This is a genomic window from Paenibacillus sp. RC21 (genome assembly GCF_044907935.1).
Taxonomy (GTDB): Bacteria; Bacillota; Bacilli; order Paenibacillales; family Paenibacillaceae; genus Paenibacillus; species Paenibacillus terrae_A.
Map to the genome: position 1 here is coordinate 410,535 of NZ_JBIYCS010000002.1, position 22,038 is coordinate 432,572.

At 40.7% G+C, this 22,038-nt stretch carries 22 protein-coding genes and 1 pseudogene; 5 read left to right on the plus strand and 18 right to left on the minus strand.

The genetic code is table 11. From position 1 onward, the window contains the following. Positions 1–625: 625 nt before the first annotated feature. The 3 genes from ABIA61_RS07160 to ABIA61_RS07170 form a co-directional block, all read right to left on the minus strand. Positions 626–2,491: a beta-glucoside-specific PTS transporter subunit IIABC gene (locus ABIA61_RS07160; RefSeq protein ID WP_404580524.1), complete on the minus strand. Its 1,866-nt coding sequence runs from the start codon at positions 2,489–2,491 to the stop codon at positions 626–628. Positions 2,492–2,594: 103 nt separating this feature from the next. Beyond that, on the minus strand, positions 2,595–4,055 hold the full coding sequence (locus tag ABIA61_RS07165) for a glycoside hydrolase family 1 protein (RefSeq protein WP_404518854.1): 1,461 nt from the start codon (positions 4,053–4,055) through the stop codon (positions 2,595–2,597). A gap of 6 nt (positions 4,056–4,061) precedes the next feature. Then, on the minus strand, positions 4,062–4,502 hold the full coding sequence (locus ABIA61_RS07170; RefSeq protein WP_283652363.1) for a DMT family transporter: 441 nt from the start codon (positions 4,500–4,502) through the stop codon (positions 4,062–4,064). Positions 4,503–4,879: 377 nt separating this feature from the next. On the opposite strand from ABIA61_RS07170, the gene ABIA61_RS07175 reads away from it, so the two are divergent. Further along, complete coding sequence (locus ABIA61_RS07175; RefSeq protein ID WP_283652364.1) at positions 4,880–5,773, plus strand: LysR family transcriptional regulator; 894 nt, start codon at positions 4,880–4,882, stop codon at positions 5,771–5,773. Between the two features lie 327 nt (positions 5,774–6,100). Here ABIA61_RS07175 and ABIA61_RS07180 read toward each other — a convergent pair whose 3' ends face one another. From ABIA61_RS07180 to ABIA61_RS07190, 3 genes are all read right to left on the minus strand, one after another. Then, on the minus strand, positions 6,101–6,340 hold the full coding sequence (locus tag ABIA61_RS07180) for a hypothetical protein (protein ID WP_404529615.1): 240 nt from the start codon (positions 6,338–6,340) through the stop codon (positions 6,101–6,103). A gap of 312 nt (positions 6,341–6,652) precedes the next feature. Continuing rightward, positions 6,653–7,921, minus strand: coding sequence for a DNA polymerase IV (locus ABIA61_RS07185; protein WP_404518853.1), 1,269 nt, complete (start codon positions 7,919–7,921; stop codon positions 6,653–6,655). Between the two features lie 241 nt (positions 7,922–8,162). After that, complete coding sequence (locus ABIA61_RS07190) at positions 8,163–8,513, minus strand: hypothetical protein (protein ID WP_404529616.1); 351 nt, start codon at positions 8,511–8,513, stop codon at positions 8,163–8,165. 297 nt (positions 8,514–8,810) lie between these two features. On the opposite strand from ABIA61_RS07190, the gene ABIA61_RS07195 reads away from it, so the two are divergent. Both ABIA61_RS07195 and ABIA61_RS07200 read left to right on the plus strand, forming a co-directional pair. Beyond that, the gene (locus ABIA61_RS07195; protein WP_283652367.1) at positions 8,811–8,942 is read left to right on the plus strand and encodes a LysR family transcriptional regulator; all 132 of its coding nucleotides are present in this window, start codon (positions 8,811–8,813) and stop codon (positions 8,940–8,942) included. A 67-nt stretch (positions 8,943–9,009) separates the two neighbouring features. Then, on the plus strand, positions 9,010–9,267 hold the full coding sequence (locus ABIA61_RS07200) for a LysR substrate-binding domain-containing protein (RefSeq protein WP_404518851.1): 258 nt from the start codon (positions 9,010–9,012) through the stop codon (positions 9,265–9,267). Between the two features lie 249 nt (positions 9,268–9,516). Here the strand turns inward: ABIA61_RS07200 and ABIA61_RS07205 are convergent, their stop codons facing one another. The 4 genes and pseudogenes from ABIA61_RS07205 to ABIA61_RS07220 all read right to left on the minus strand — a co-directional run bounded on the left by ABIA61_RS07205 (position 9,517) and on the right by ABIA61_RS07220 (position 12,697). Next, positions 9,517–9,897 (minus strand): VOC family protein, encoded by a 381-nt coding sequence (locus ABIA61_RS07205; RefSeq protein ID WP_044647313.1) that lies wholly within the window; start codon positions 9,895–9,897, stop codon positions 9,517–9,519. A 589-nt stretch (positions 9,898–10,486) separates the two neighbouring features. After that, a pseudogene (locus tag ABIA61_RS07210) lies at positions 10,487–10,625 on the minus strand (Y-family DNA polymerase); the annotation flags it as partial. Between the two features lie 186 nt (positions 10,626–10,811). Then, the gene (locus ABIA61_RS07215; RefSeq protein ID WP_404580525.1) at positions 10,812–11,711 is read right to left on the minus strand and encodes an NmrA family NAD(P)-binding protein; all 900 of its coding nucleotides are present in this window, start codon (positions 11,709–11,711) and stop codon (positions 10,812–10,814) included. Positions 11,712–11,773: 62 nt separating this feature from the next. Further along, positions 11,774–12,697, minus strand: coding sequence for a carbon-nitrogen hydrolase family protein (locus ABIA61_RS07220; protein WP_283652371.1), 924 nt, complete (start codon positions 12,695–12,697; stop codon positions 11,774–11,776). Positions 12,698–13,144: 447 nt separating this feature from the next. Between ABIA61_RS07220 and ABIA61_RS07225 the strand changes: the two genes are divergently transcribed. Continuing rightward, a complete protein-coding gene (locus ABIA61_RS07225) occupies positions 13,145–13,396 on the plus strand; it encodes an MFS transporter (RefSeq protein ID WP_283656290.1) in 252 nt (83 codons plus the stop codon). An 11-nt stretch (positions 13,397–13,407) separates the two neighbouring features. Beyond that, the gene (locus tag ABIA61_RS07230) at positions 13,408–13,674 is read left to right on the plus strand and encodes an MFS transporter (RefSeq protein WP_349361962.1); all 267 of its coding nucleotides are present in this window, start codon (positions 13,408–13,410) and stop codon (positions 13,672–13,674) included. A gap of 287 nt (positions 13,675–13,961) precedes the next feature. Here the strand turns inward: ABIA61_RS07230 and ABIA61_RS07235 are convergent, their stop codons facing one another. The 8 genes from ABIA61_RS07235 to ABIA61_RS07270 all read right to left on the minus strand — a co-directional run bounded on the left by ABIA61_RS07235 (position 13,962) and on the right by ABIA61_RS07270 (position 22,026). Next, positions 13,962–14,204, minus strand: a complete 243-nt coding sequence (locus tag ABIA61_RS07235; RefSeq protein ID WP_283652373.1) for an NADPH-dependent FMN reductase family protein — start codon at positions 14,202–14,204, stop codon at positions 13,962–13,964. Positions 14,205–14,306: 102 nt separating this feature from the next. Continuing rightward, entirely contained in the window at positions 14,307–15,254 is a 948-nt protein-coding gene (locus tag ABIA61_RS07240) for a helix-turn-helix transcriptional regulator (protein ID WP_404518849.1), read from the minus strand. Positions 15,255–15,270: 16 nt separating this feature from the next. After that, on the minus strand, positions 15,271–16,026 hold the full coding sequence (locus tag ABIA61_RS07245) for a DNA/RNA nuclease SfsA (RefSeq protein ID WP_404518848.1): 756 nt from the start codon (positions 16,024–16,026) through the stop codon (positions 15,271–15,273). 228 nt (positions 16,027–16,254) lie between these two features. After that, entirely contained in the window at positions 16,255–16,464 is a 210-nt protein-coding gene (locus ABIA61_RS07250) for a hypothetical protein (protein ID WP_283652376.1), read from the minus strand. 869 nt (positions 16,465–17,333) lie between these two features. Next, positions 17,334–17,759: a hypothetical protein gene (locus ABIA61_RS07255; RefSeq protein WP_404580526.1), complete on the minus strand. Its 426-nt coding sequence runs from the start codon at positions 17,757–17,759 to the stop codon at positions 17,334–17,336. 948 nt (positions 17,760–18,707) lie between these two features. Further along, positions 18,708–18,995 carry a stage VI sporulation protein F gene (locus ABIA61_RS07260; RefSeq protein ID WP_014282284.1) on the minus strand — a complete coding sequence of 96 codons (288 nt, stop codon included), beginning with the start codon at positions 18,993–18,995 and terminating at the stop codon, positions 18,708–18,710. Between the two features lie 111 nt (positions 18,996–19,106). Then, positions 19,107–21,155 carry an ATP-dependent DNA helicase RecG gene (recG, locus tag ABIA61_RS07265; protein WP_283652378.1) on the minus strand — a complete coding sequence of 683 codons (2,049 nt, stop codon included), beginning with the start codon at positions 21,153–21,155 and terminating at the stop codon, positions 19,107–19,109. A 1-nt stretch (position 21,156) separates the two neighbouring features. Then, positions 21,157–22,026, minus strand: a complete 870-nt coding sequence (locus tag ABIA61_RS07270; RefSeq protein ID WP_044647316.1) for a DegV family protein — start codon at positions 22,024–22,026, stop codon at positions 21,157–21,159. Positions 22,027–22,038: the final 12 nt, after the last annotated feature.

Below are 22,038 nucleotides of genomic sequence, written 5' to 3' on the forward strand. Positions count from 1 at the left end.
GACACCTCTTCCGGGGGGAAATGTAGACATTGAGTCTATCATTTGCTAGCAAAGAGATGTGTTGGATATCGTACGGAATTAAAACTTCATTCGTGGTCGGTTAAAGAAAATACTATTAACGGATACGATACCAGCCAAACAAGTGTTGATTTAGTTCTCCCATATGTCTTGTGCATCAACAAGTAGAGGTGCGTTCGCGACCTGGTTTATCCACTCCGGTTAAAGGTGTAAACCGGGCTCTACCACAGCATTGAGGCATGTCTCCTACATTGTTGGCACGCTGTTCATTTACAGATGAAAAGTTCCAGTTTGATTGATTTCCCTGTTCCCACAAGGCCTGTTACAATTGTGGGTTTGCTTTTTGTTCTGGATCAACGTGTTTCAAGAGGCTTTGAATTACATTGTCCTGGAAGCAGACTCATTACCTCTCGAAGTCGATAAGGCTATTTCGAGACTTTATTGTCCAATACTTTGCTGAACTACCCAGGCATTCGTAATATCTCAATCCTTTTCTTCGTTAGCAACAGAACTATCTACTAGAAAAACAACCAACTATAGTAGCTATAGCTGGTTGTTATACGTTTTTTTCAATTTACTTCCAAGATCAAATCCATGCTGTCCTGTGTTAAACCAAATTTGAAGATGAAACCCCAGGTTCTGCAGGAATCACATGTAATAACTGTTTTGAATTTGGATCCTCCAGATTCACATGCACTTGATCATAATTAGATGAATTCGTAACAATAACCATTACCGTAGGATCATAACCTGCAGCCTTGATTTGCTCCAAGTCAAACTCAACTAATTTGTCTCCAATCGTAATTCTCTCATTTTCCTTAACCAATGGTTTAAAGTGTTGTCCCTTTAATTTCACAGTATTAATACCGATATGGATCAAAAGTTCTACACCGGAATCAGATACAATGCCAATCGCATGCCCGGTTTTGTACACGCTGCTTACCGTTCCGTTTACCGGAGCTGTAACAATTCCGCTTATTGGAACAATCCCTGCTCCTTTACCCATCGCTTCAGACGCAAACACTTCATCGCTCACACTGCTTAAAGGAACAATTTGGCCATCCACAGGTACCACAACGTCATTTGGATTTGCTTGAACGCTTATGGAATTCGTCCCAGTCTTATTAGATACACCGAAGAAATAGGTTAAAATGACGGCTCCAAAGAATGCAATAATCAATCCGATGACTTCTCCAATGAAACCTTGGCCTAAATAAGTTGGAATAGCCAACAAGCTAGGAAATGTAAATGTGGATGCGTGTACTTCAAATGATCCAATGACAGCGCCTCCAATACCGGCGGCAATCATTGCACAGTAGAATGGACGCTTTAACTTAAGGGTTACGCCGTAAATTGCCGGTTCAGTGATTCCAAATATGGCTGTGATCGCTGCGGAACCCGATAGGCCTTTGATTTTGGCGTCCTTGCTTTTCAAAAATACGCCAAGAGCAGCACCTGCTTGAGAAAGTACAGCTGCACATACAATTGGCAACCATTGGTCGTATCCTTGATTAGCGACATTGTTTATCATCAGCGTAATCAGCGCCCAATGGACTCCAAAAATGACGATCGACTGATGGAACGCTCCTAAAACCAACCCAGCAAGTAATGGGGAGAACCCGTAGATTGCCAACAATACCATGGCGAACAGGTCACTGATCTTTGTGCCTATAGGGCCGATAGCAGCCAAAGTTAGAGGCAACATGATCACTAGCGAAAACAGAGGGGTTAACATATTACGAATCGATTCCGGAAAGAATTTGTTCAACAAAGGTTCCAAGTAAGAGAGGCCCCAGATCGACAACAGAATCGGAAACACAGACGACGTATACGTAATTGGTATGATCGGTATGCCAAAGAAATCAATCGTTTGTGAATTGGATACGATCTCTACTAAAGACGGATGAATGAGTGCACCAGCTAACGAAACGGCTACGAATTGATTGACTTTCAGCTTCTTGGCCGCAGTAAATGCCAAGAAAATCGGCAAGAAGTAGAAAATTGCATCACTTGCTGCATTCCATACTTTATACGCACCACTGTCGATCGATATCCAGTTCATTGTTGTAAATAAAGCCAGAATACCTTTTAAAATTCCGGCTCCAGCCAAAGCTCCCAGGAAAGGAGTGAATACGGCCGAAACAAAATCCATTAATTGACTGACAGGATTGAATTTCCCAGTTCTTTTTTCTGAAGCGCTTTCAGCGTTGGCAGACACATGTACTGCCATTCCAGGTAATGAAGTTAGTTCATCGTAGACTTGAGATACAGAATTACCGACAACTACCTGATACTGTCCAGCACTATTGACAACAGTAATGACTCCATCTGTGTTTTCAATCTTTTTGGTGTTGGCAGCACTGGCATCATTTAATTTGAAACGCAGTCTTGTGGCACAATGCCAAACCGCATTGACGTTCTCTTTACCTCCTACACCATCCAGAATATCCTTTGCCAATTTTTGATAACTCATTGTTATCCCCCCCATTTTAAGTGCCCGGATCATTCCTCCAGATACCGTTAACTGGTACGATAAATGATCCAGGGATGCCTTATTCAACTAGTCAGTTCTCATCTTAATCGCTGGTGATTACATGAAGATTCTCGCCGTTTGTATCAATGACTTGCTTATACCAGTAAAAGCTATCTTTATAATGGAATTGCCCAGTTCCTTTACCTTCATCATCATAGTCCACATAAATAAAGCCATATCTTTTGCTCATTTCTGCAGTACCTGCACTGATGATGTCAAAAGGGGCCCAACTGCAGTAGGCAAAAACATCTGCCCCTTCACGTATTGCCTCTTTCAGCGCAGCAATATGTTCCTGGTGGTATTCGATACGATAATCGTCATGAACTTTGTTGTCCTCTGTTAAAACATCTTTAAAACCAAGACCATTCTCAGCCACCATCATGGGAACATGATACCTGTCCCAATACTTGGACATGCAGAGATATAATCCTGAAGCATTAATGGACCAGCCCCAGCGATTCGCTTTCAAATGGGGATTTTTGACGGTAGAATTAGGGTCCATCGTATTCTCGCTAGCTTTAACGGTATTGGACCAGTAATATGAGACTGCAAGGAAGTCGGCTGTATTGTTCCGAAGCAGTTCTTTCTCCGATTCAGTAATTTCCAACCGGATGCCATGGTCTTCGAAATACGTCAATGCATATTCTGGATACTCTCCTCGAATCAGAACATCACTGTAGAAATATTGCATTCGATTCCGTCTGAAATTCAGTTCGGCATCTGCAGGTTCACATGAATAAGGGGCGGTTAATGTATCAGCCAACATCATTCCCATTTGAAGGGATGGGTTTAGCTTGTGGCCAAACTCAGTAATCTTTGCAGAAGCAACGAATTGGTGATGAACCGCTTGAAACTGGGCCTGCTCGTAATGGTCAACTTTATCTTTCAATATGCCTAGGGAAGCAAACGCCTCTTTGTGCACAAGATTAATCTGATTGATAATAATCCAATATTTAACGGTTTGATGATATCTTTGCAGTACGGTTTGTCCATACTTTACGAAATAATCGATTAATTTCCGGTTCGTCCAACCGCCATATTGCTCAACCAGATTCAAAGGCATTTCATAATGGAAAATGGTGACGATCGGCTCAATATTTTTTTCTTTCATGTACCTAAATAGTCGATCATAAAAGGCCAAGCCCTGCTCGTTTGGGCCGGTATCATCCCCATTCGGAAAAATCCTGCTCCATGAGATGGACAACCGCAATGTTTTTACATGCATGTCCGCTAACGCATCGATATACTCACGGTATCGTTCGTAGAAATGTACTCCTTGGCGCTTAGGGAAATAGTATGTCCCATGTTTGTATTTTTCATATGTTTCTGAATCCATATTATTAAAATGTAGATCAGTAGGAGCAGCCCCTGGAATAAACGGCTGAATATCAGCGGTACTTAAACCTCTTTCATCCCTGCGATGTGCACCTTCTGCTTGGTTAGCAGCAATAGCTCCTCCCCACAGAAAGTCTTTTCTTATTTTGCTCATGTACGATTCCCCCAAGCGTATTTAAAATTTTTGTACGATAAAGACTCCTGCAATAACCAAAAGAGCTCCCAATAATCGAGGAATATTCAAAGTGTGCATACTAGCACCAATTAATCCAAAATGATCAATGATCACCGACACGATTATTTGTCCAGCTAAAACGTATCCAACCGTAGCTGCTACTCCTATTCTGGGCATGAGAATGGTTGTCGCCAATACATAGAAAGCACCCAGTAGTCCTCCTGTCCACATCCACCAGGGAGCTTCAAACCATTCTTTTTTGAACAACGATCCTTTTACAAAAAAAGATATGATTATTAATGAGATGGCACCTACTGTAAAAGAAATGGCCGAAGCAACAATAGGTGATCCCACCACCGTCCTTAGCTGCGCATTAACACTAAATTGCGTAGGTAAGGCCATTCCTGCCAATAATGCGAAAATTATGAATACGATAGCCACGTATGTTCCCCTTTCTCTTGCTTTGATCGATTAGCCAATCGGAAATTGAACGAAGTGCTTCATTAAATCGTTTATCCGATTTTAGAACCACGAGAAAATACCAAAAGAACGGTTTCAAGTGTGTCCATTGCAAAAGTAATCCCACCTACTATTTAGAGAGCAATGGAATAGAAATCAGAAACATTCAGTATTATCCCCTCTCAAATTCTGAAGATTGAATATCCCCTACAGATGATTCAATAATTTATCTTAAATATGGGAATACTAGATTGATCACCTTCTCAATTTATCGATTAATCATTGACAACCCGAGTATAATTCACGCAGTATAATAAGTAAAATTAATAATAAATATAGGAGGTATACTAATTACTTATATGGATATTAATTATGAGCTCTATAAGATCTTCTATATCACAGTAAAAGCTGGAAGTATGTCTAATGCGGCAAAAGAACTGTTTACATCACAATCGGCAGTTAGTCAGTCCATAAAATTACTTGAAAATAAGCTAGGTGGACAGTTGTTTCATAGAAGAGCACAAGGAGTGTCCCTTACTGTAGAAGGAGAGGTATTATTTCAATATGTAGAACAAAGCTATGAGTTATTACAGGCGGCTGAAAGAAAATTTTCGGAATTAAGGAATTTAGATGCTGGCCAACTAAGAATAGCCGTAAGCACAACAGCTTGTAGTAACTTCTTGATGCAATACCTAGAAAGATTCTCCTTGGCTTACCCTAATATCGAGATTTATATCAAAGATCAATCTACTCATTCTACAATTAAGCAGCTAGAGTCAGGCGAAGTTGACATAGGAATCATCAATCTGAACGGAAGCAGAGATTCTCTGACGGTGATTGGAAAAATAGAAATACAAGATTGTTTTGTAGTAGGTGAGAGATTTAAAGAAATATGTGATAAACCAATATTCTTAAAAGAACTAGTAGTAAATTACCCGATCATTCTAATGCAGAAAGGACTTAATACAAGAAAGTACATTGACAACTTTTTCACTTCATATGGCTTAAAAGTAATACCTAAAGTAGAGCTGAGTACCATGGAACTGTTAATTGAGTTTGCTAAAAAAGGTTTGGGCATATCATGTGTAATCGAGGATTTTGTTCGCAGCGATTTGGATCAACAACAGCTATTCAAAGTACCAATCCAAGAAACCATACCTAAAAGGTTTCTAAGTATTGCTATCAAAAAAGATTTGCCCCTTTCTTCAGCAACTCAAAGGTTTATTGAGCTTTTTCAAAGTAGTACAGGATAAATTTAATTATATAAAGAGCTTCCTTTTTTCTATATGCATCTAGAATCTTAACTACAGTAACTAGAATACGATCTAATAGAGCCATCGTTCCTCTATAACAAATTTTTTGTTCAATAATCAAGCAATTTTTTAAATTCGAAATGACTTTTCAGAATATCTTGAAATATGCTTCTATCATTTTCTGCCTCTGTCCATCCACCCATTTAGTGAATGAGGTATCCGATCTGTAAAAGGATCATGTGTATGTCCTTTACGGCAAAGGAGAACAAGTTCTTGTCCGAAGAAGTGGGGAGAATTCGGATTGAGGCATCCACTGCGTGCAAAGATCTATTTCACAGCTTCCAGATACGCACCGAACAAAGCTCGGTATGAATATTCAGGATGAGATCGAATACGAGATTTCTCCAACAACCACGCAATAAGGCGAAGTATACGAGCTACAATCTCTATGTCTTCGTCCTTTACAAGCAGATAAACGTAGCCGAGGTCCAGCGAACCTCGCTTCAACCGCTCCAGAATGAAGTCCGTCTGCTCCTGTGACAACTGGATGGTCGGTATAGTGAGCATGAAACTGATCAAATTGGAATTTGTCTTCTTTCTTCTTGCTAACAGGCATATCATTCAAATAAAGATACTCTTGATAATTTTTTTCTTGCACTAGTAAAGCTTCGACTAAGATGTTGGGAAAGATTACGCAGTGTTCTTTTCATTTATTTTCTACACCCTCATCGTAAATTTGACATACTTTATACATTATATTCCTTTAGCAATGGAAAGCATAATTATTTTTGTATTATTGATTTATGGTACTATCTTAAAGGAGCATTCTAAATGCATAGTGCTAGATGATTAGTTTTATTTTCCTTATCTGCGAACTGTTTATTTATAATGCCCCCCGATTTTTAGGGACCTTTCCAGCGCCTGACCGGCGTTGGTCAAAGAGGAAGCTCTTACAATAGCTGCACTACCATAGCGTTCTTTAATGCTATCTGTTGCTTTTTCCAGGGAACGTGTACGCTCCTGATCTTCAAAGAAGGAGAGTTGATATGTTTGATCGTCAACCAGTTCACTTAAAGTGACACCTAGGCGTCGTATCGGCATGCCATTCCAAAAATTATAAAATATTTTTTTTGCTGCATCGTACACTTTATTCGTATTGTTAGTCGGGTCAGTAAGCTTCATTTGCCTGGAAAATCCAGTAGGGGCTTCATATGGACTGCATATACAACTGACAGTCACAACAGAACCCATATACCCTTTACGACGGCTGTCTCGACAAACCTCTTCGGTGAGTTCAAGCAAAATCGTTTCAATCTCATTCTTGTTCGAATAATCCTTGGGCAGGGTCATTGCATGGCTTATCGACTTTTGCGGGGAATCGAGCGTAGATGGGATAACAGGACTATCGTCCAAACCGTTAGCAGTTCTCCACATAATCTCAGCCTGGATGTCCGACTGTTTTCCAAAATGACTGCGGAGTTTCGTCTTAAGTTCTGGCAAAGTCATTCTGCCTATATCTCCAATAGTTGTTATGCCAAGCCGTGCAAAATGTGCTGTCATCCGCGATCCCACTCCAAACATTTTGCTGACCGGCTGTGGCCACAATAAATGTTCAACTTCTGCTCTGGATAGTGTGAAAATCCCGCTTTTGTTCTTCTTGGCCCAAATGTCAGTTGCAATTTTTGCAAGTATCTTATTGAAGCTGCTTCCTATTCGAACCCAAACTCCAGTTTGTAAAAGAACATTTTGCTGAATGTCTTTTGCAATAACTAATGAATCACCAAACGTTCTTACACTACCAGAAATATCCAAGAACTGTTCATCAATACTAAACACTTCTACAAGATCAGTATACTCCTTGTATATATTCGTGATTGCTAAAGAAACATCAATATAGTATTTCATCCGTGGTCGTACGATAACAAGTTTAGGACACTTTTTCACAGCTTCTCCCAGACGCTCTGCTGTAGTTACACCAAAACTTTTTGCAATGGGGCACGCCGCTAAAATGATTCCCGACCTACGTGAAGGATCGCCAGCTACCACAAGTGGTTTATTTCTATATTCTGGGTGAGAAGCTTTTTCCACGCTAGCGTAAAAACTTTGACAATCTGCTAAAAAAATTGTTCTCTTATCTTTTTTAATCATGTTGCACCTCCAAAAAGCAAATGAATAAGAACATACATTCACAAGTCAATTATATACCAAACATACGTTCTATATACAAAGTAAATACTGGAATTAAAAAAATAGTGGAGACAGCAATTAAAGAGCTATCTCCACTATTTTTGTTACTTATATCATGTGCTAAGCATCCTGCCTTTTATAAAAAATATATTACTAATAAAGAGCTTAAGTCTATCTAAGATGTTTAGGGATATAAAAACAATTACGCCAAAAGCATCATATCGATTAAATCTGCTGCTAAAGATTTAGATCCACTCACACCTTTTACATATTTTAAAGGACCGTCAGATGACCAATTCATTGTACTGAGCTTCTTTACTCTCTTATGCATCATATTATAATCGATTCTATCACGCTCATTTATGCACATTGTTAGAAGCTTGGACCCCGCAATAGAAAGAGCATCTAGACAAACAATATGAGTGATACGGTACTCCCCGTAGTCAATCCATTCCTTGGAGAATGTATCTTTAATTGATCGATAATAGTTTAATGCAACTTGGTATCTCTCTTCGTTGCTCGTCCCTATTAACTTTTGTTCCTTAAATAACAATTGAGTAGTTCGATACAGATTTTGGAGAGTAATGTGACGTCCGCGAGTGCGTTTACCTATTATGCTGCCAATATTGTGGAAAGGACTCTCTGGTCTAGTGATAAGTTCAGTCGCGATCCAGCTAGACTTATCAGAATTACGGCGTTAAGATAGTGCATTGTAAACCCTCCACATCATATCGACTCAACCTGATAATCTTATGGTATCATCAACGATGACAGAAGTATAATTTATGATAAGTATGCTTTCGATGCATTTCAGTAATGAATAATGTGAAATGAATTCAGGAGGACACGTATGGAAATTCAACAATTAAAATATTTTCAGGTCTTGGCTGACATACAGCATGTTACGCGAGCTTCAGAGGTACTGAACCTTTCCCAGCCAGCATTAAGCCGATCAATCTCCAAGCTCATTTCATTGGTTTGAACGAATTAGCTAATGAATCCCTTATTTTGTTAAAAAAGGATACGCTCTCCGTCAAACCACGGATCTGATGTTTCAAGAACACGGAATCCAACCTCACATCACCTTTGAAGGCGAAGAGGTCGCAACCGTTGCGGGACTGGTGGGCTCAGGCCTTGGCGTATCGTTGCTTCCAGACTTACAGGGACTGGACACCCATAAGGTTGTCCAAGTCCGCCTAAATGCCCCAGAATGCCACCGATCCATAGGATTAGCATGGAGGATTGAGAGATATTTACCGCCCGCTGCTGGGAGTTTTAAAAATTTTATTATAGCCAAATTTTCTTAGGGAAATTTTACAACTGGGAACAAGATGAAAAGATTAGAGCAGCGGGCTGATTATAAAATTCATCTCTATTGGATGCTAGGATTAACCGTATTTGGGATGCATCTGATACGCAAATAAAATTAAAAGCATGGGAAACCTGTCTCCTCTTTAATGAACCAGTTACTACGACCTGATATTTTGGAATTGAAGTGAATAGAACTCACTATAACTTGTGGGAAATAGGGTGCGGTTTGGTCACAACATGTAAAATCACACTAAATACTGAGATATTTCAATAAGATTTTGATCCGGATCTCTAATATAAACGGATACAATAGGACCTAGCGCGCCTGTTCTGGTTACGGGTCCCTCCTCAATATTCACTCCAATGGTGTCTAGATGATTCACAATCTCTTCGATGTTTTTATCGGTAATGAAACACAAATCAGCAGACCCGGACACCGGGTTTTGGGCTTTGGGTTCGAATTCTTTTCCAGCTTCATGTAAATTTATTTTTTGATCGCCAAAACGCAATGCTTTACGATTTAAACCGAACGTTTCCTCCTTCATACCCAAAACATGGGTATAAAAATGTACGGATTCTTCAATTTTTCTAACAGTTAAAACGAGATGATCAAGCCGTTTTATCATTATTTCTCCTCCTATTTTAAAGATGGGTGGCTTCTCCAGTATCTTTTATTACAAAGAAATGTTCTCTTCGTTTGGACTGCATTAAGTACAACAAAAAAATAACAGATTATATTTAGATTCTTGAATATGGAAGTCACCTAAAAACATTGTTCTAGAAGAACTCAACATAAGCTATCCCCATCTTACCTTATCATAAAATGCATAGAACCATCCTTAACTGGAACAACATTGATAGTTTCAGTCACTGGTCCCCCCCTCCCAAGGTATTATATCCCATACCTCACTTTTAAAAAATTATTAGACTCATTTTCTAATTACTTATCAAATAATACAACATTTCACCAATATTTATAGATGTTAATTATGTACATTGTAATATAAAGTAAAATCACAATTAAATCTTTACAATGTAGTACATATAGAAACAATTATGCACAAATATTAATATGCACACTTTTTTGCTGATACTCTGGATCACAGTCCCGTCAAGCCGGAAACATTGGATACACCCCCAAAATCGATCGGTCATATAATGACCCTGCCCCGGGATTATGTTCAGTCTGCGGAAGTGGAGACTATCCTGCTTGGCATCGATATAATATTTCATATGGGGACGGGCAAATCACAAGCTCAGGACACTTCTTGAGAGCTTCACCGAGCCGTTTTGCTGTAGACACTCCGAAGCTTTTTGCCATAGGACAGGCTGCCAAAATAATTCCGGATCCTCTTTACCAAGACTTAATTTTATAAATTCTTGTTCATAAGGTGGTTAATCGATATATATGTATTTATCGATAGATAAGAGCAGCTCCATATAAAATAGAAGCTGCTGCTTCCTGTTTATTTTACAACTTTAAAATATTTTAAAAAGGAGGCGTAAAATGCCTGAACTAACTGCAATGAAATGTAATGAGTTAGCCCTTCATTAGAACAGGTTGGAGCTCAACCAAGAACTGTTCTAAGTTTACAGGGTCCTGCCCTGTGAGTTCTGCAAATGCTGGAGAAACCTGTTCATATTCTCCTTTAGCAGCTGCAGTATCAAAAGAAGCTAATCCCTGTGCCACTTTCGGAGGCGCTCCAAACGCTTCATACATACCTTCTACTTGTTTTATGTTTATTAGGTTGTACGTAATGCTCTTACCTGTGATTTTATTTAAAATGTCTGCTATATCGGAGCTGGAGAGTGCTGTTGGACCGGTAATATTCAAGGTGCGTTTGTCCTGTTTCGCAAAAGCTAATGCCACTGCCGCTGCCGCTGCAATTGCACAATCATTACGAGTGACGTAAGCAACTTTGCCTTCGTCTATAGCGTTGATATATTGACCAGTTTTAACTGCATGTACTAGAGAAGGTAGTAAATTATCAGCATACAAATTATTACGAAGTATAGTATAAGCGAGACCACTTTGGTGTAAGGCTTGTTCCGTTCCATAGTGGTCAGAAGCAGTAGTATTAGCTGTGCCAGGCACAGGATTCAGAAATGAAGTATAGACAATGTGCTTTACTCCTTTCTGGGCTGCTATCTGTATCGCATCCTGATGCTGTTTCAATCGTTGACCAGGTACTGCCAGAGCGTCGGTACTAATAAGAAGTAACCGTTGTACTCCAGCAAAGGATTCTTTTAACTGCTCTAGATAGTTAAAATCTGCTTGACGGACCTCTAATCCTTGCGTAACTAGATCCGAAAGTTTCTCAGGGTGACGTGTTAATGCAATAATTGATCCTTCATAATGGTCAAGCAGCCATTCTATAGCTGTACGGCCTAGATGCCCGCTTGCTCCCGTGACTAATAATGTATCTTTTTGTGTGCTCATATTAGTATATCCTCCTCAAAGTAACAAAATTAAAATATGATTTACCTTATTGACTGATGGCTCTAAAATATATCAACAGATGAAGGTGCAGACGCAGAAAAATTAAAGTTTTGGCGGATATTAAACAACCATTTTTCATAGATTTCTGGTCGCCAATCTGGAGAACCTGTAAGTGGATTGGCTCCAAACAAAGTTAGCATTTGACGTGATTTATCAACGAGTGACAGATTCAGCGTTGCGACTTGTAATTCTTCTCTGGATCCGGCTGGTTTAGCATAATAAGCTGTACTTAAGATAGATGACGAAGGACCAATAATGAGACTCTCACCTGAAAAAGATAAATTACAATCGTATCCTACCAGATTGGAACTCATTATAAATAATGCATTTTCAATTACACGTGCTTTGAGTTGAGTAAAATAACTGTCTTCCCAGCCTATAGCAGATGCCGTCGGATTAAGATACAACCTAGAGCCAAGAGCGGCATAATACCTTACCACTTCGGGGAATGTATAGGTATCGAAACATATACCAATACCTACAGGTCCCCATGGTGTATCAAATAACAAAGGATCGTTTCCTTTTGTGGCCCACAACAGCTCATGACCAACAGGATGAATTTTTCGGTAAGCACCTACAATGCCTCCTGGGCCAACAACGAGTGCTGTATTGTAAAGTATAGAAGAATCTATAGCATCGCGTTCTGGCATACCCACTATAATATATGCATTATGTTTTTGAGCAAGTAAAGCCAGCTCGTTGGCTGCTGGACCTGGTATTGTTTCCGCATTTTCAATTTGCATTGCTGTGGAATCTTTCTCAATGTTATACCCGGTAAGTGCCATTTCCGGGAAAAGAATAATTTTAGCACCCTGTTCAGCAGCAGATTGAATATATTCTTTAATTCGAGCTAAATTCCCAGTTTTATTTCCCCATTCTGCATGGAAATTAATATTTGCTACCGTAACGATATTTTCATAAGACATAGTTACTCTCCTTTTGTATGGATTGCGCTACTTGAGTTAAACTGAAATAAAATTGGTTCAGGCATGTTTATGAAGTTGGTTTATCCAGTGATTATTGAGACATTCCTGATTTGATCAGCAGGTATCTAAACTATACAAAAACACTACTGACAACTGTATGGCAGTAGTGTTTTTAGTGTTCAAATATTTATTTTTTAGTTTGACAAATGAATTTTCAAACCATAAACTGATGAAATAGAAAGTTCTTCCATATTAGCAAAACTCATTCTATTTCAGCTGTGGTACAGGCGATCCGAAATTGGGCCACCTGTACCTTTTTTTGTGCACGAATTCATGCACACAAGCAATCAAAACGAAGGTGGAAATAAAAAAGGTGGAGAGATTTAGGAATAACAGCGAGGATATATTTTAACTGGTATTTTACTTGCCACAACGATATCAACACCGATTTTTGGTAAGTTAAGTGATTTATACGGAAGAAAACCAGTCTTTGTGATTGGCAGCATCCTTTTTTCTCTTGGTTCTTTTTGGTGTATGTTTGCCCATTCAATGGAGTCGCTAATTATATATCGGATAATTCAGGGGATAGGAGCAGGAAGTGTAGTTCCGGTTACTTTTACAATTGTAGGAGATATCTATAAAGCAGAAGAGAGGGGCAAAGGATTGAAAAGCAGGCAAAGGAACCAGTCGTTCCGCTAAAACTGTTTCGTATTCGTGATATCATGATTTCATGTATAGCCGGCTTTCTGGTAAGTTCATTGATTATAGGATTGACTAGTTATTTACCACTATGGATTCAAGGTGTCTACGGGGGTAATGCATCTTCCGCTGGAGTGGCACTATTACCAATGACTATAGGCTGGTTTATTAGTTCAATCGTTAGTGGAAGAATCATGTTTTCTCTCGGCCCCCGGATTACATGTATTATTGGTTCAAGTTTTATCGTTTTTGGCGCTGTCACTCTGGCGTTTTTTTGAATAGTAGCTCACCGTCCTGGTTTTTACCGCTGTGTACGCTGCTGTATGGTATAGGTTTTGGTTTTTGTGTTACTGTCTTTACTGTTATTGCGCAGTCTGCAGTTGGATTTAAACTAAGAGGATCGTCAATTGCACTATCAACGTTTTTAAGGAGTCTGGGTTCTACCTTGGGAGCAGCGGTATTTGGCTCATGGCTTAATTATAGAACTACTTCGGAGGTTCAACAAGAAGACCTGCTATCTCAAAAAGTTACACAGTCGGATATCGACTCGATTCTTTCACCACATTCACATCAGGCAGGGGATCAGGTCGCTCTGCTCTTGCGTGGTCTTCTGGAACACAGTTTGCAATCCCTCTTTAATGGTTTCAGAATTTATTTCCGGCACCTGTAAATCATACAGATCAAAATGAATAATTTTATGTTGCGGATAAGTTGCACGATAAGAATCCGCCAATTGCTGACCAACCGATAGAACGCAGGAATGAGAGGAGAATCCTGAATGTGCAGTGAGAAATAAAATAGTGGACATGTTGGTGTCTTCCTTTCAGTAAGTAAACTGTCTAACTTGGCAACCCATAAAAATATATGCGCTTAGATTAAACTATACAAAAATGCTACTGACGATAGTGTGTCAGTAGCGCTCTAGCATCTTTTGAATTTCTTTGTGGACCTGATCCCGAAAGGATTCCGGTTCGAGAACAATTACATCAGACCCCCAGTTGAGAATCCAGGACAATAATTCTTCCGGTTGACGAACACGGAAATTCACCACATATCCGTCCGGACATAGCTCGGCATCTTCCATATAATAATTATTTGTTTCTTGAACCTTACCTGCAAGTTCTGCTTTAAACAATGCACGGATATGAATATGACGATCATCTTTCCGTCTATATTCATGCAGATTGAAATCCTCTGGAAGCTGAAAAGGTTCATCTGTAATAACAAGATCACTAATTCGGGAGATTTTAAAGTGGCGGATATCTTCACGCAAATCACATCTGGCGAGCAACATCCACATGCCTTGTAGCAATACTAGTCCGAAGGGTGCCACGGTCCGGATGGTTTCACTATAGCCATTCGACTCTTTTACGCCTTTACGGTATTTAAATCTAACTTTTTTTCCATCAAGCATAGCGATACGTATAATCGCCAGATCATTTCTTGTAGGTTCTCCTGCTGCTGGTTCTTCAGGAGGTAAAAGTCGGATGTTACTGTAATTCCGACCAGCCTCTTCTCTTACTTTTTGAGGTAAGATTGTTTCTATTTTAGCACGAGAAGAACGAGCATTTTTGCTAAGGTTGCTATCAAAATGGTGTTCTATAAAATCAGAACCAATTAATAATGTTAAAGCCTCTTCCATCGTAAAACTAATGGGAGGCAGAAAGTATCCCTCCATTAAGGAATAACCTGATCCCGGCAGACCTACAATTGGAATACCCGCTTCGCTAAGAGCCTGGATATCACGATAGATTGTTCGTACACTGGTTTCTACCCGCGCTGCCAGCTCTTCAGCTTTTAATACACGACTGCATTGCAATTCTAACACAATGGCTAACAGGCGTTCTGTTTTATTCAACTTATGGTCTTCCTCCTTAGCCAGTGAAATTCTCAGTCATTTCATAATAATTAACCAGGTCAACTCCAGTGGAAGTGATTTTAAAATTGATTTGCCATATTTCGATTCCTTGCTGGATTGAAGCATATATAGATTCTTTAATATAATGACTATTTTTATTTTTCATGGCAGGTCGAAAGCCTTCGTTATTATACACTAAACAGGTTAATAAAATCGCTCGTTCATTGGCTTCTAAACTTCCAGCCAACTCACTAATATGCTTGATGAATCGCTCATGAGAATTAAAGTCGCTCCCTTTTTGTTCAGTAATATGAGCGGGAATTTCGATCTGCAATTGCTGAAGAGGGGTTTTAACCTCAATATAGGTGTTATTCACTAGGAAATCTAACTTTGAATTTCCGAGTTTCTGCTCTCGTTTCAATGTAGTTCCGTTTTTAACCATGTCTGATAACTGGTCGGTGACTATATAATGCTCTACATAACGATTAGCTGCATTTTGGTTAATACCGATCCAATTTTTCTGTTCTGAGTTAAGGTGGTCAAGTGATATAGCTTCAACAGTATAGGGTGTTTTTCGTTTTAGATCAGTGCTATGAGACAACAAACAAGCAATATCTCGAATAACAATATTACCGATTCGTCCAGTAGTAGGGCAATGGCAATCATAAATGATTCCATTAATCTCTACTTCCATGATAAAACGATTTCTACGCTTGCGAATTATCCCTTCCTGAAGAGGGGGCTCAAAAATAAATGGATTATTGTTTTTCATTAGATGTCTCCTGGATAAGATCTGAATTGCTGTTCTTAGTGAATATATAGAAAAAAGCATACCAAGAAGGAGAAATTACAAGATGCAATTCAAAATCTCTATAGTCAGTGTATAGCTTGTTAACACTGCACCTTGATTATATAAAAACACTCCTGACAACAGTATGTCAGTAGTATTATTATACTAAAATCATTAAATTAGGAAAATTTGAAATTTTATAATATTTTCTTAAAAATCACCATCTTTGTACAACCTGCTTTTTGCAATGATCGCATGAGTCCCAACATCCCAACTTGATTTCCATAAGTTCTTGCGTTTCATGCGCACCATTTGAGCTGCATAATGAACAAATGACTGGGAAAAATGATCCAAATGCTTATGGTAATGGAGTTGGGCTTCCAACTGAGCATGCCCACCTTTGCGTGCAATAGTTAACATATTAAATCCCTGTAGCATCATATTGCAAAAGGCAAATGTCTGGTGTCGCCGGGTCTTATTCTTTCAATATCACCATACTTTGGGACAACCATTTCATCATAAAATCGATCAATCAAGGTAATAAATTGATAAGAACCTATTCTCGGGAAGAATAGACAGTCGTAAAGCTAAGGAATCTTTGCTTTGTTGCTGTCTTACTAAGAAACAACCAATTTGTTCCAGTTGATAATTTCCACTCCGGTCAGAAGGTTTTTTGATACCAATTTTCTGATCCACAATTCCGTAACAGATAAATAGTCGGCTGCTTTATTTTTCTGCTCCAAAACATTATTTTTATTAAAGTAAACCCAAAGAAATTATTGTCCAAGAACAATGACTCGATTTCGCTACTCATTTTTTTGTTAATTTTGGCAAGTAATCTTTATACAATTTGTTGCATCCGGTTCTCAATTTTTTTCTCATTCGTTCCGTATTACCTTGATAAACCAGCGATGATGAAAGATTAGAGTCTCCTCTTGGCAGTGCAATATCGTATGGATTATCAGCTTCTTCGGCCAGAAGATTTGTAAATATGCCGCGGCCTAAATGAGTGGACCACTTATATTCCTCCAACTTGATTGTAAACAAGGTCATCCGAATTAGATGATTTCCTGAGTCGCTTTTAAAAACTCTTGTTTTAACCTACTGAAATAAGCCCTGTAGCTTGTCCTGACATGGCTTTACCATCTCGATTTACAAATAACGCAACCGACCCATCCACAGGGGAATAAGTTTCTAAATGGTTTCGATACAATAACTGAAGCCAATCTTGAATTGGAAAAACAATCTGTCTTCTTACTTTTTTAACACCATTCGAACCGGAACTATCTTTAAGATCCGTTTCTCATATTTGTTTGTTGCAGCTTAACCACTAAACCAAATTCTCCAAAGAAGCCGATTGAGGTCACATCTGATCTTCGGACGTTCACAAGCTCTCCTTGGCGGATTCCTCCAAAGCAATGCATATAAACTCCCAAAGCAATGGGATTCGCGACTTTCACTGCCAGCTCAATCAAAGGTAAAATATATTGTTCCGGTAAATCATGGGCTATATGGCCTTGCTTTTTTCTCGGCATGATGACCCCTTGAAATGCAGAAACCGTATATTTTTGATTCGATGTTCCGTAGAGGATTTTCTTTTTAAAGACACTTTCATCAACATGGACCAGCAGTTTTTTCTTCGCTAAGAACTCATAAAACAAGGTTAAGGTTCTCTCTGCTTTCCTTACAGTCATTCTTGTTTCCTCTGTTTTCATTAATTCGTTCAAAAAAGCAGTTGCATGATAAAATTGGAGATCCCGCAAAGACGAAAGCTTGTACTTTATTCGGTTTTCAATAAGTATGTAATTTAAAAGCGCAAAGATAATTGGCGTGTAGTCTCTGGGAATTGAACGCTCTATATTTCCAGTAATGAAATATAAATTCCGATAAGGAGTGAACGCACATCCATCCATTTTTTTTATTTTGTAAAACGATCACAGCATGTTTATTAATAACAGGTTCGCGATCCCGATACTTTTTCCACAATTCAATCCCTACGCTTTGTACACCAAAACGCACCTCGTTAATCTTCCATGAAAAAGGTACGATTGAATTATTATGATTCATCTAAAGTCCCCCATGACTAATTCGTCTCATAGTTATGCCCATAGATTATCACATAAAATTCAATACATTACCATATTTTAGTTATCATGTTAAATCGCTATTTATGCTCACACAGAAAAAAGGGAAGCAATAAAACCTGTGGGATATAAGGATTTACATCATATTTAATGAGGCAGCGACCGGGTTTTCCCGCCAGATAAAGCTGTCCGATCCTACAAACCGTGCCGAAAAAAATATATGAAACCGTGAAAAAAAATTTTTTATACCTTTTGGAACCATATGCCTGTGAAGCGAGTGGGTGTCGCCTTAAGCAGCCTGATGGATGATCAGCTGTACCAGCTGGACTTTTATGAAGATCAGGAGCGATCCGTCAAAATTGGCGGTCATTATAAATAAAATCTCTCCATTAACACACAGTCTATTACCCGGGGAATTAAATACGAGCGAAGGCTATGGAATACTATGCTGAATAGAAAACAATCTGGAAATAGAGGAGCAAGCAAAAAAGGACCACCTGACATCAGGCAATCCTTTTTCCAGCTTGGATGAGCATCGAGCATTCAGAGAGATTTTAGAGACATTCTGCGTATGTCTGGTTAACGAAACATCCCCCACAGCTTAATCAGATGGAACGTATTAGATGGATCGATTTTTTGGGCCAGTACGAAGGCCGTCAGTTGCTCTTCCTGTGCAGCCGTCAGCCGCTCGTTCAGAATAGCGGAAGTGGACTTCACAAGTTGACGTACCTTGGCTTTGTTTTGCAGGTCCGCCTTGGTCACACCTTCGATCTGCTGCTTAACCCGCTCCTTGAGTGCACGATTTTTCATTTTCAACTTAATCCGCTCCACCAGTTGCGGACTGATTCCATATTGCTGATAGCTCAATGTTACCGCACCTCCCATATCATTCGGTCATTCCCAAATATATGACGGTCAGCCTGTCCATTGTGCCTATCTGTTTAAAACTATAAAAACAACCTTATAATTCAAGGTGTATCAGTCGATAAGATCCCCCTGGAAAATCTGCTCTTTTTGCAAATAGCCACGTAATGCTTCATAATGCGGAGATGTCCAAAAGGACGAATCCGCGATCAAACCAGTCGCATCCTCACGTGCCTTTTCCAGCACCTCAAAATCCGCTACCATATCTGCTAACCGAAACTCGGGCAGCCCACTTTGCTTGGTACCGAAAAAGTCACCCGGCCCTCTCAAATCCAAGTCACGTCTAGCCACCTCAAAACCATCGTCCGTATCGGTCATAACCTTCATCCGCTCCTGACCCACCTCAGACTTGGGATCAGCGACCAGCACACAGTACGAGGCATGTGTACCCCGTCCGACACGTCCACGCAGCTGATGCAACTGGGACAAGCCAAAGCGGTCGGCATCCATAATGATCATTAGCGTCGCATTCGGCACGTCTACGCCCACCTCTACAACTGTCGTTGAAATGAGTAACTGGACTTCATTGGCATAGAAAGAACGCATAACCTCTTCCTTTTCTGCGGGAGTCATTCGCCCATGCAGCAGACCGACGCGGTAACGTGGAAAAGCCTGTTGCATTTGAATATGCAGATCGATGGCATTCTGTACATCCAGCTTCTCAGACTCCTCAATCAACGGGCAGATCAGATAAGCCTGCCGTCCCTGATCCACCTCACGGGAAATAAATCCGAGCACACGATCCATCAGCTCATGCTTTACCCAATACGTAGAAATCGGAATACGACCCTTTGGCCGCTCTGACAACGTAGAGACATCCATATCGCCAAATGCGGTGATCGCCAGCGTACGCGGAATCGGCGTTGCCGTCATCGTAAGAACGTCGGGATTATAGCCCTTGCGACGCAATATACTACGCTGATTTACACCAAACCTGTGCTGCTCATCCGTTACGACAAGCCCAAGCTGGCGGAAATACACATCTTCCTGAATAAGGGCATGCGTGCCCACCACAATATCCAGCAGACCCATCTGGAGCGAAGCCAGCAGCTCCTTACGCTTCTTCCCGGTCGTACTGCCCGTCAACAACCCCACACTAATCCCAAACGGTTCAAATAACTTATGAAGCGACCGCATATGCTGTTCAGCCAAAATTTCCGTTGGCACCATCAGCGCCCCCTGAAAACCGGAACGCACCGTAGCAAACAAACCGATGGCGGCAACCACGGTTTTACCTGACCCAACATCCCCTTGAAGCAGACGGTTCATACAATAGGGCGAGCGCAGGTCATGCAGTATTTCAAGCTCCACTTTCTTCTGAGCATCCGTCAGTTCAAACGGCAAGGCCCTCACAAATTCGCGAACCGTGGCATTATCCACTGTATGTACAACCCCATCTGCCCGGCCGCGGTTCAACGCACGGAATGCCTGCATTTTCAACTGAAATAAAAACAGCTCTTCATACACCATCCGGCGGCGGGCCTCTTGTCCCTCTCGATTGTCCTGAGGCTGGTGTATACCTGCAATAGCCTGCTTACGCGGCATTATACTATATTTACGTACAAGTGACTCCGGTAAAATTTCGGGAATCATTTCACCAAACTGCTGGAGCGTCTGGTTCATCGTCTTGCGCATCCAGGTCTGCGTAATCTTGCCGCCTACGGAATACACAGGCTGAAGCGTCCCCGAACGAGCGACTCCTTTATCGGGAAACTCAGAATCTGCAACAGTCATTTGCATCCGTTTGAGGTCCCATTTACCAGTCACCACAATTTCACGACCTGAGGTTAGCTGCTCCTTCATGAAATGCCGATTAAACCACGTTGCTGTAAACATCCAATCCTCGGCCATCAATTTACAAGTCAATCTGGATTTGCGCCCGTAACGCTGAAGCACCGGAATGCCCATGATTTTAGCCTGCACCGTAATTTTATCTCCGTCCTTCACTTCGCTCAACGAACGCAGACGGTAATCCTCATACCGGAACGGATAGTATTCCAGCATGTCCTGCACGTTAGAAATGCCAAAAGCGTGAAGCTCTCCTTCTTTGAGAGCACTCACGCCATGTATTTGTTTTAAAGGTATTTGATCCAAATGCAGCATATTACCTCTCATCTCCGGCCGGCCATACAAAAATGCCAATCGTTCCTGGTCCTACATGGGTCCCAATAACAGCGCCAAGTTCAGTATATATTCGATCTCCCAGCTCAAAGTGTTCTGCCAACTGTGCCTCGAACGCTTCTGCTGCCGAACGATCTGCCGTATGGCCTACAGCAATATTAATTTTTTGGCCCTTTAAATCCCGCTCCAGCAATTCAATGATTCTTGCTGTCGCTTTTTTATGTCCTCTTGCCTTGTCTACCGAATAAATGATACCTTCCTTGTCCATCGAGAGAATCGGCTTAATATTGAGCAGGGTGCCAACCATTGCCGCTGCCTTGCCAATACGTCCACCTTTTTGCAAGTATTCCAGGGTATCCACCAGGAAATACAAACAACGGCGCTCCCCACGACGTTCCACAGCCCGACCAATATCAGCTGGGGATTGCCCGGCAGCCGCCAGCTCTGCCGCATAAACCACTAGCATGCCGTATCCGTATGAAGCTGATTTGGAATCCACCACTGTCACTCTATGTTCATGCTTCTCCAGCATGGATTTACCCAACAGAGCGGACTGATACGTTCCACTCACGCCGGAAGACAAATGGATGGAAACGATCTGGCTCTCGGGATGTTGCTCCAACAGCGTCGTAAATGTCTCCAAAAAGCGGGCTGGTGAAGGCTGTGACGTCGTAGGTAGCTCATCAGCCCGTACCAGTTCGCTGTAAAATTGCGCGGCAGACATCTCAATGCCGTCAAGGTAAGTCGTGTTTCCAAACATCACCGTCAGCGGCACAATGACTATCCCGAGACGGTCTACCAGTTCCTGTGGAATATCAGCCGTGCTATCGGTCACAATGATGGTGTTACTCATCGATCAGACCTC

Bases quoted from the DNA above. Each gene is read 5' to 3' on its own strand.
- ABIA61_RS07185 (WP_404518853.1), bottom strand. From the start codon at position 7,921: ATGATTAAAAAAGATAAGAGAACAATTTTTTTAGCAGATTGTCAAAGT.
- recG (WP_283652378.1), bottom strand. From the start codon at position 21,155: ATGCTGCATTTGGATCAAATACCTTTAAAACAAATACATGGCGTGAGT.
- ABIA61_RS07160 (WP_404580524.1), bottom strand. From the start codon at position 2,491: ATGAGTTATCAAAAATTGGCAAAGGATATTCTGGATGGTGTAGGAGGT.
- ABIA61_RS07195 (WP_283652367.1), top strand. From the start codon at position 8,811: ATGGAAATTCAACAATTAAAATATTTTCAGGTCTTGGCTGACATACAG.
- ABIA61_RS07245 (WP_404518848.1), bottom strand. From the start codon at position 16,026: ATGAAAAACAATAATCCATTTATTTTTGAGCCCCCTCTTCAGGAAGGG.
- ABIA61_RS07255 (WP_404580526.1), bottom strand. From the start codon at position 17,759: ATGAAAACAGAGGAAACAAGAATGACTGTAAGGAAAGCAGAGAGAACC.
- ABIA61_RS07175 (WP_283652364.1), top strand. From the start codon at position 4,880: ATGGATATTAATTATGAGCTCTATAAGATCTTCTATATCACAGTAAAA.
- ABIA61_RS07220 (WP_283652371.1), bottom strand. From the start codon at position 12,697: ATGTCTTATGAAAATATCGTTACGGTAGCAAATATTAATTTCCATGCA.
- ABIA61_RS07215 (WP_404580525.1), bottom strand. From the start codon at position 11,711: ATGAGCACACAAAAAGATACATTATTAGTCACGGGAGCAAGCGGGCAT.
- ABIA61_RS07200 (WP_404518851.1), top strand. From the start codon at position 9,010: ATGTTTCAAGAACACGGAATCCAACCTCACATCACCTTTGAAGGCGAA.
- ABIA61_RS07250 (WP_283652376.1), bottom strand. From the start codon at position 16,464: ATGTTAACTATTGCACGCAAAGGTGGGCATGCTCAGTTGGAAGCCCAA.
- ABIA61_RS07205 (WP_044647313.1), bottom strand. From the start codon at position 9,897: ATGATAAAACGGCTTGATCATCTCGTTTTAACTGTTAGAAAAATTGAA.
- ABIA61_RS07235 (WP_283652373.1), bottom strand. From the start codon at position 14,204: ATGTCCACTATTTTATTTCTCACTGCACATTCAGGATTCTCCTCTCAT.
- ABIA61_RS07180 (WP_404529615.1), bottom strand. From the start codon at position 6,340: ATGCTCACTATACCGACCATCCAGTTGTCACAGGAGCAGACGGACTTC.
- ABIA61_RS07270 (WP_044647316.1), bottom strand. From the start codon at position 22,026: ATGAGTAACACCATCATTGTGACCGATAGCACGGCTGATATTCCACAG.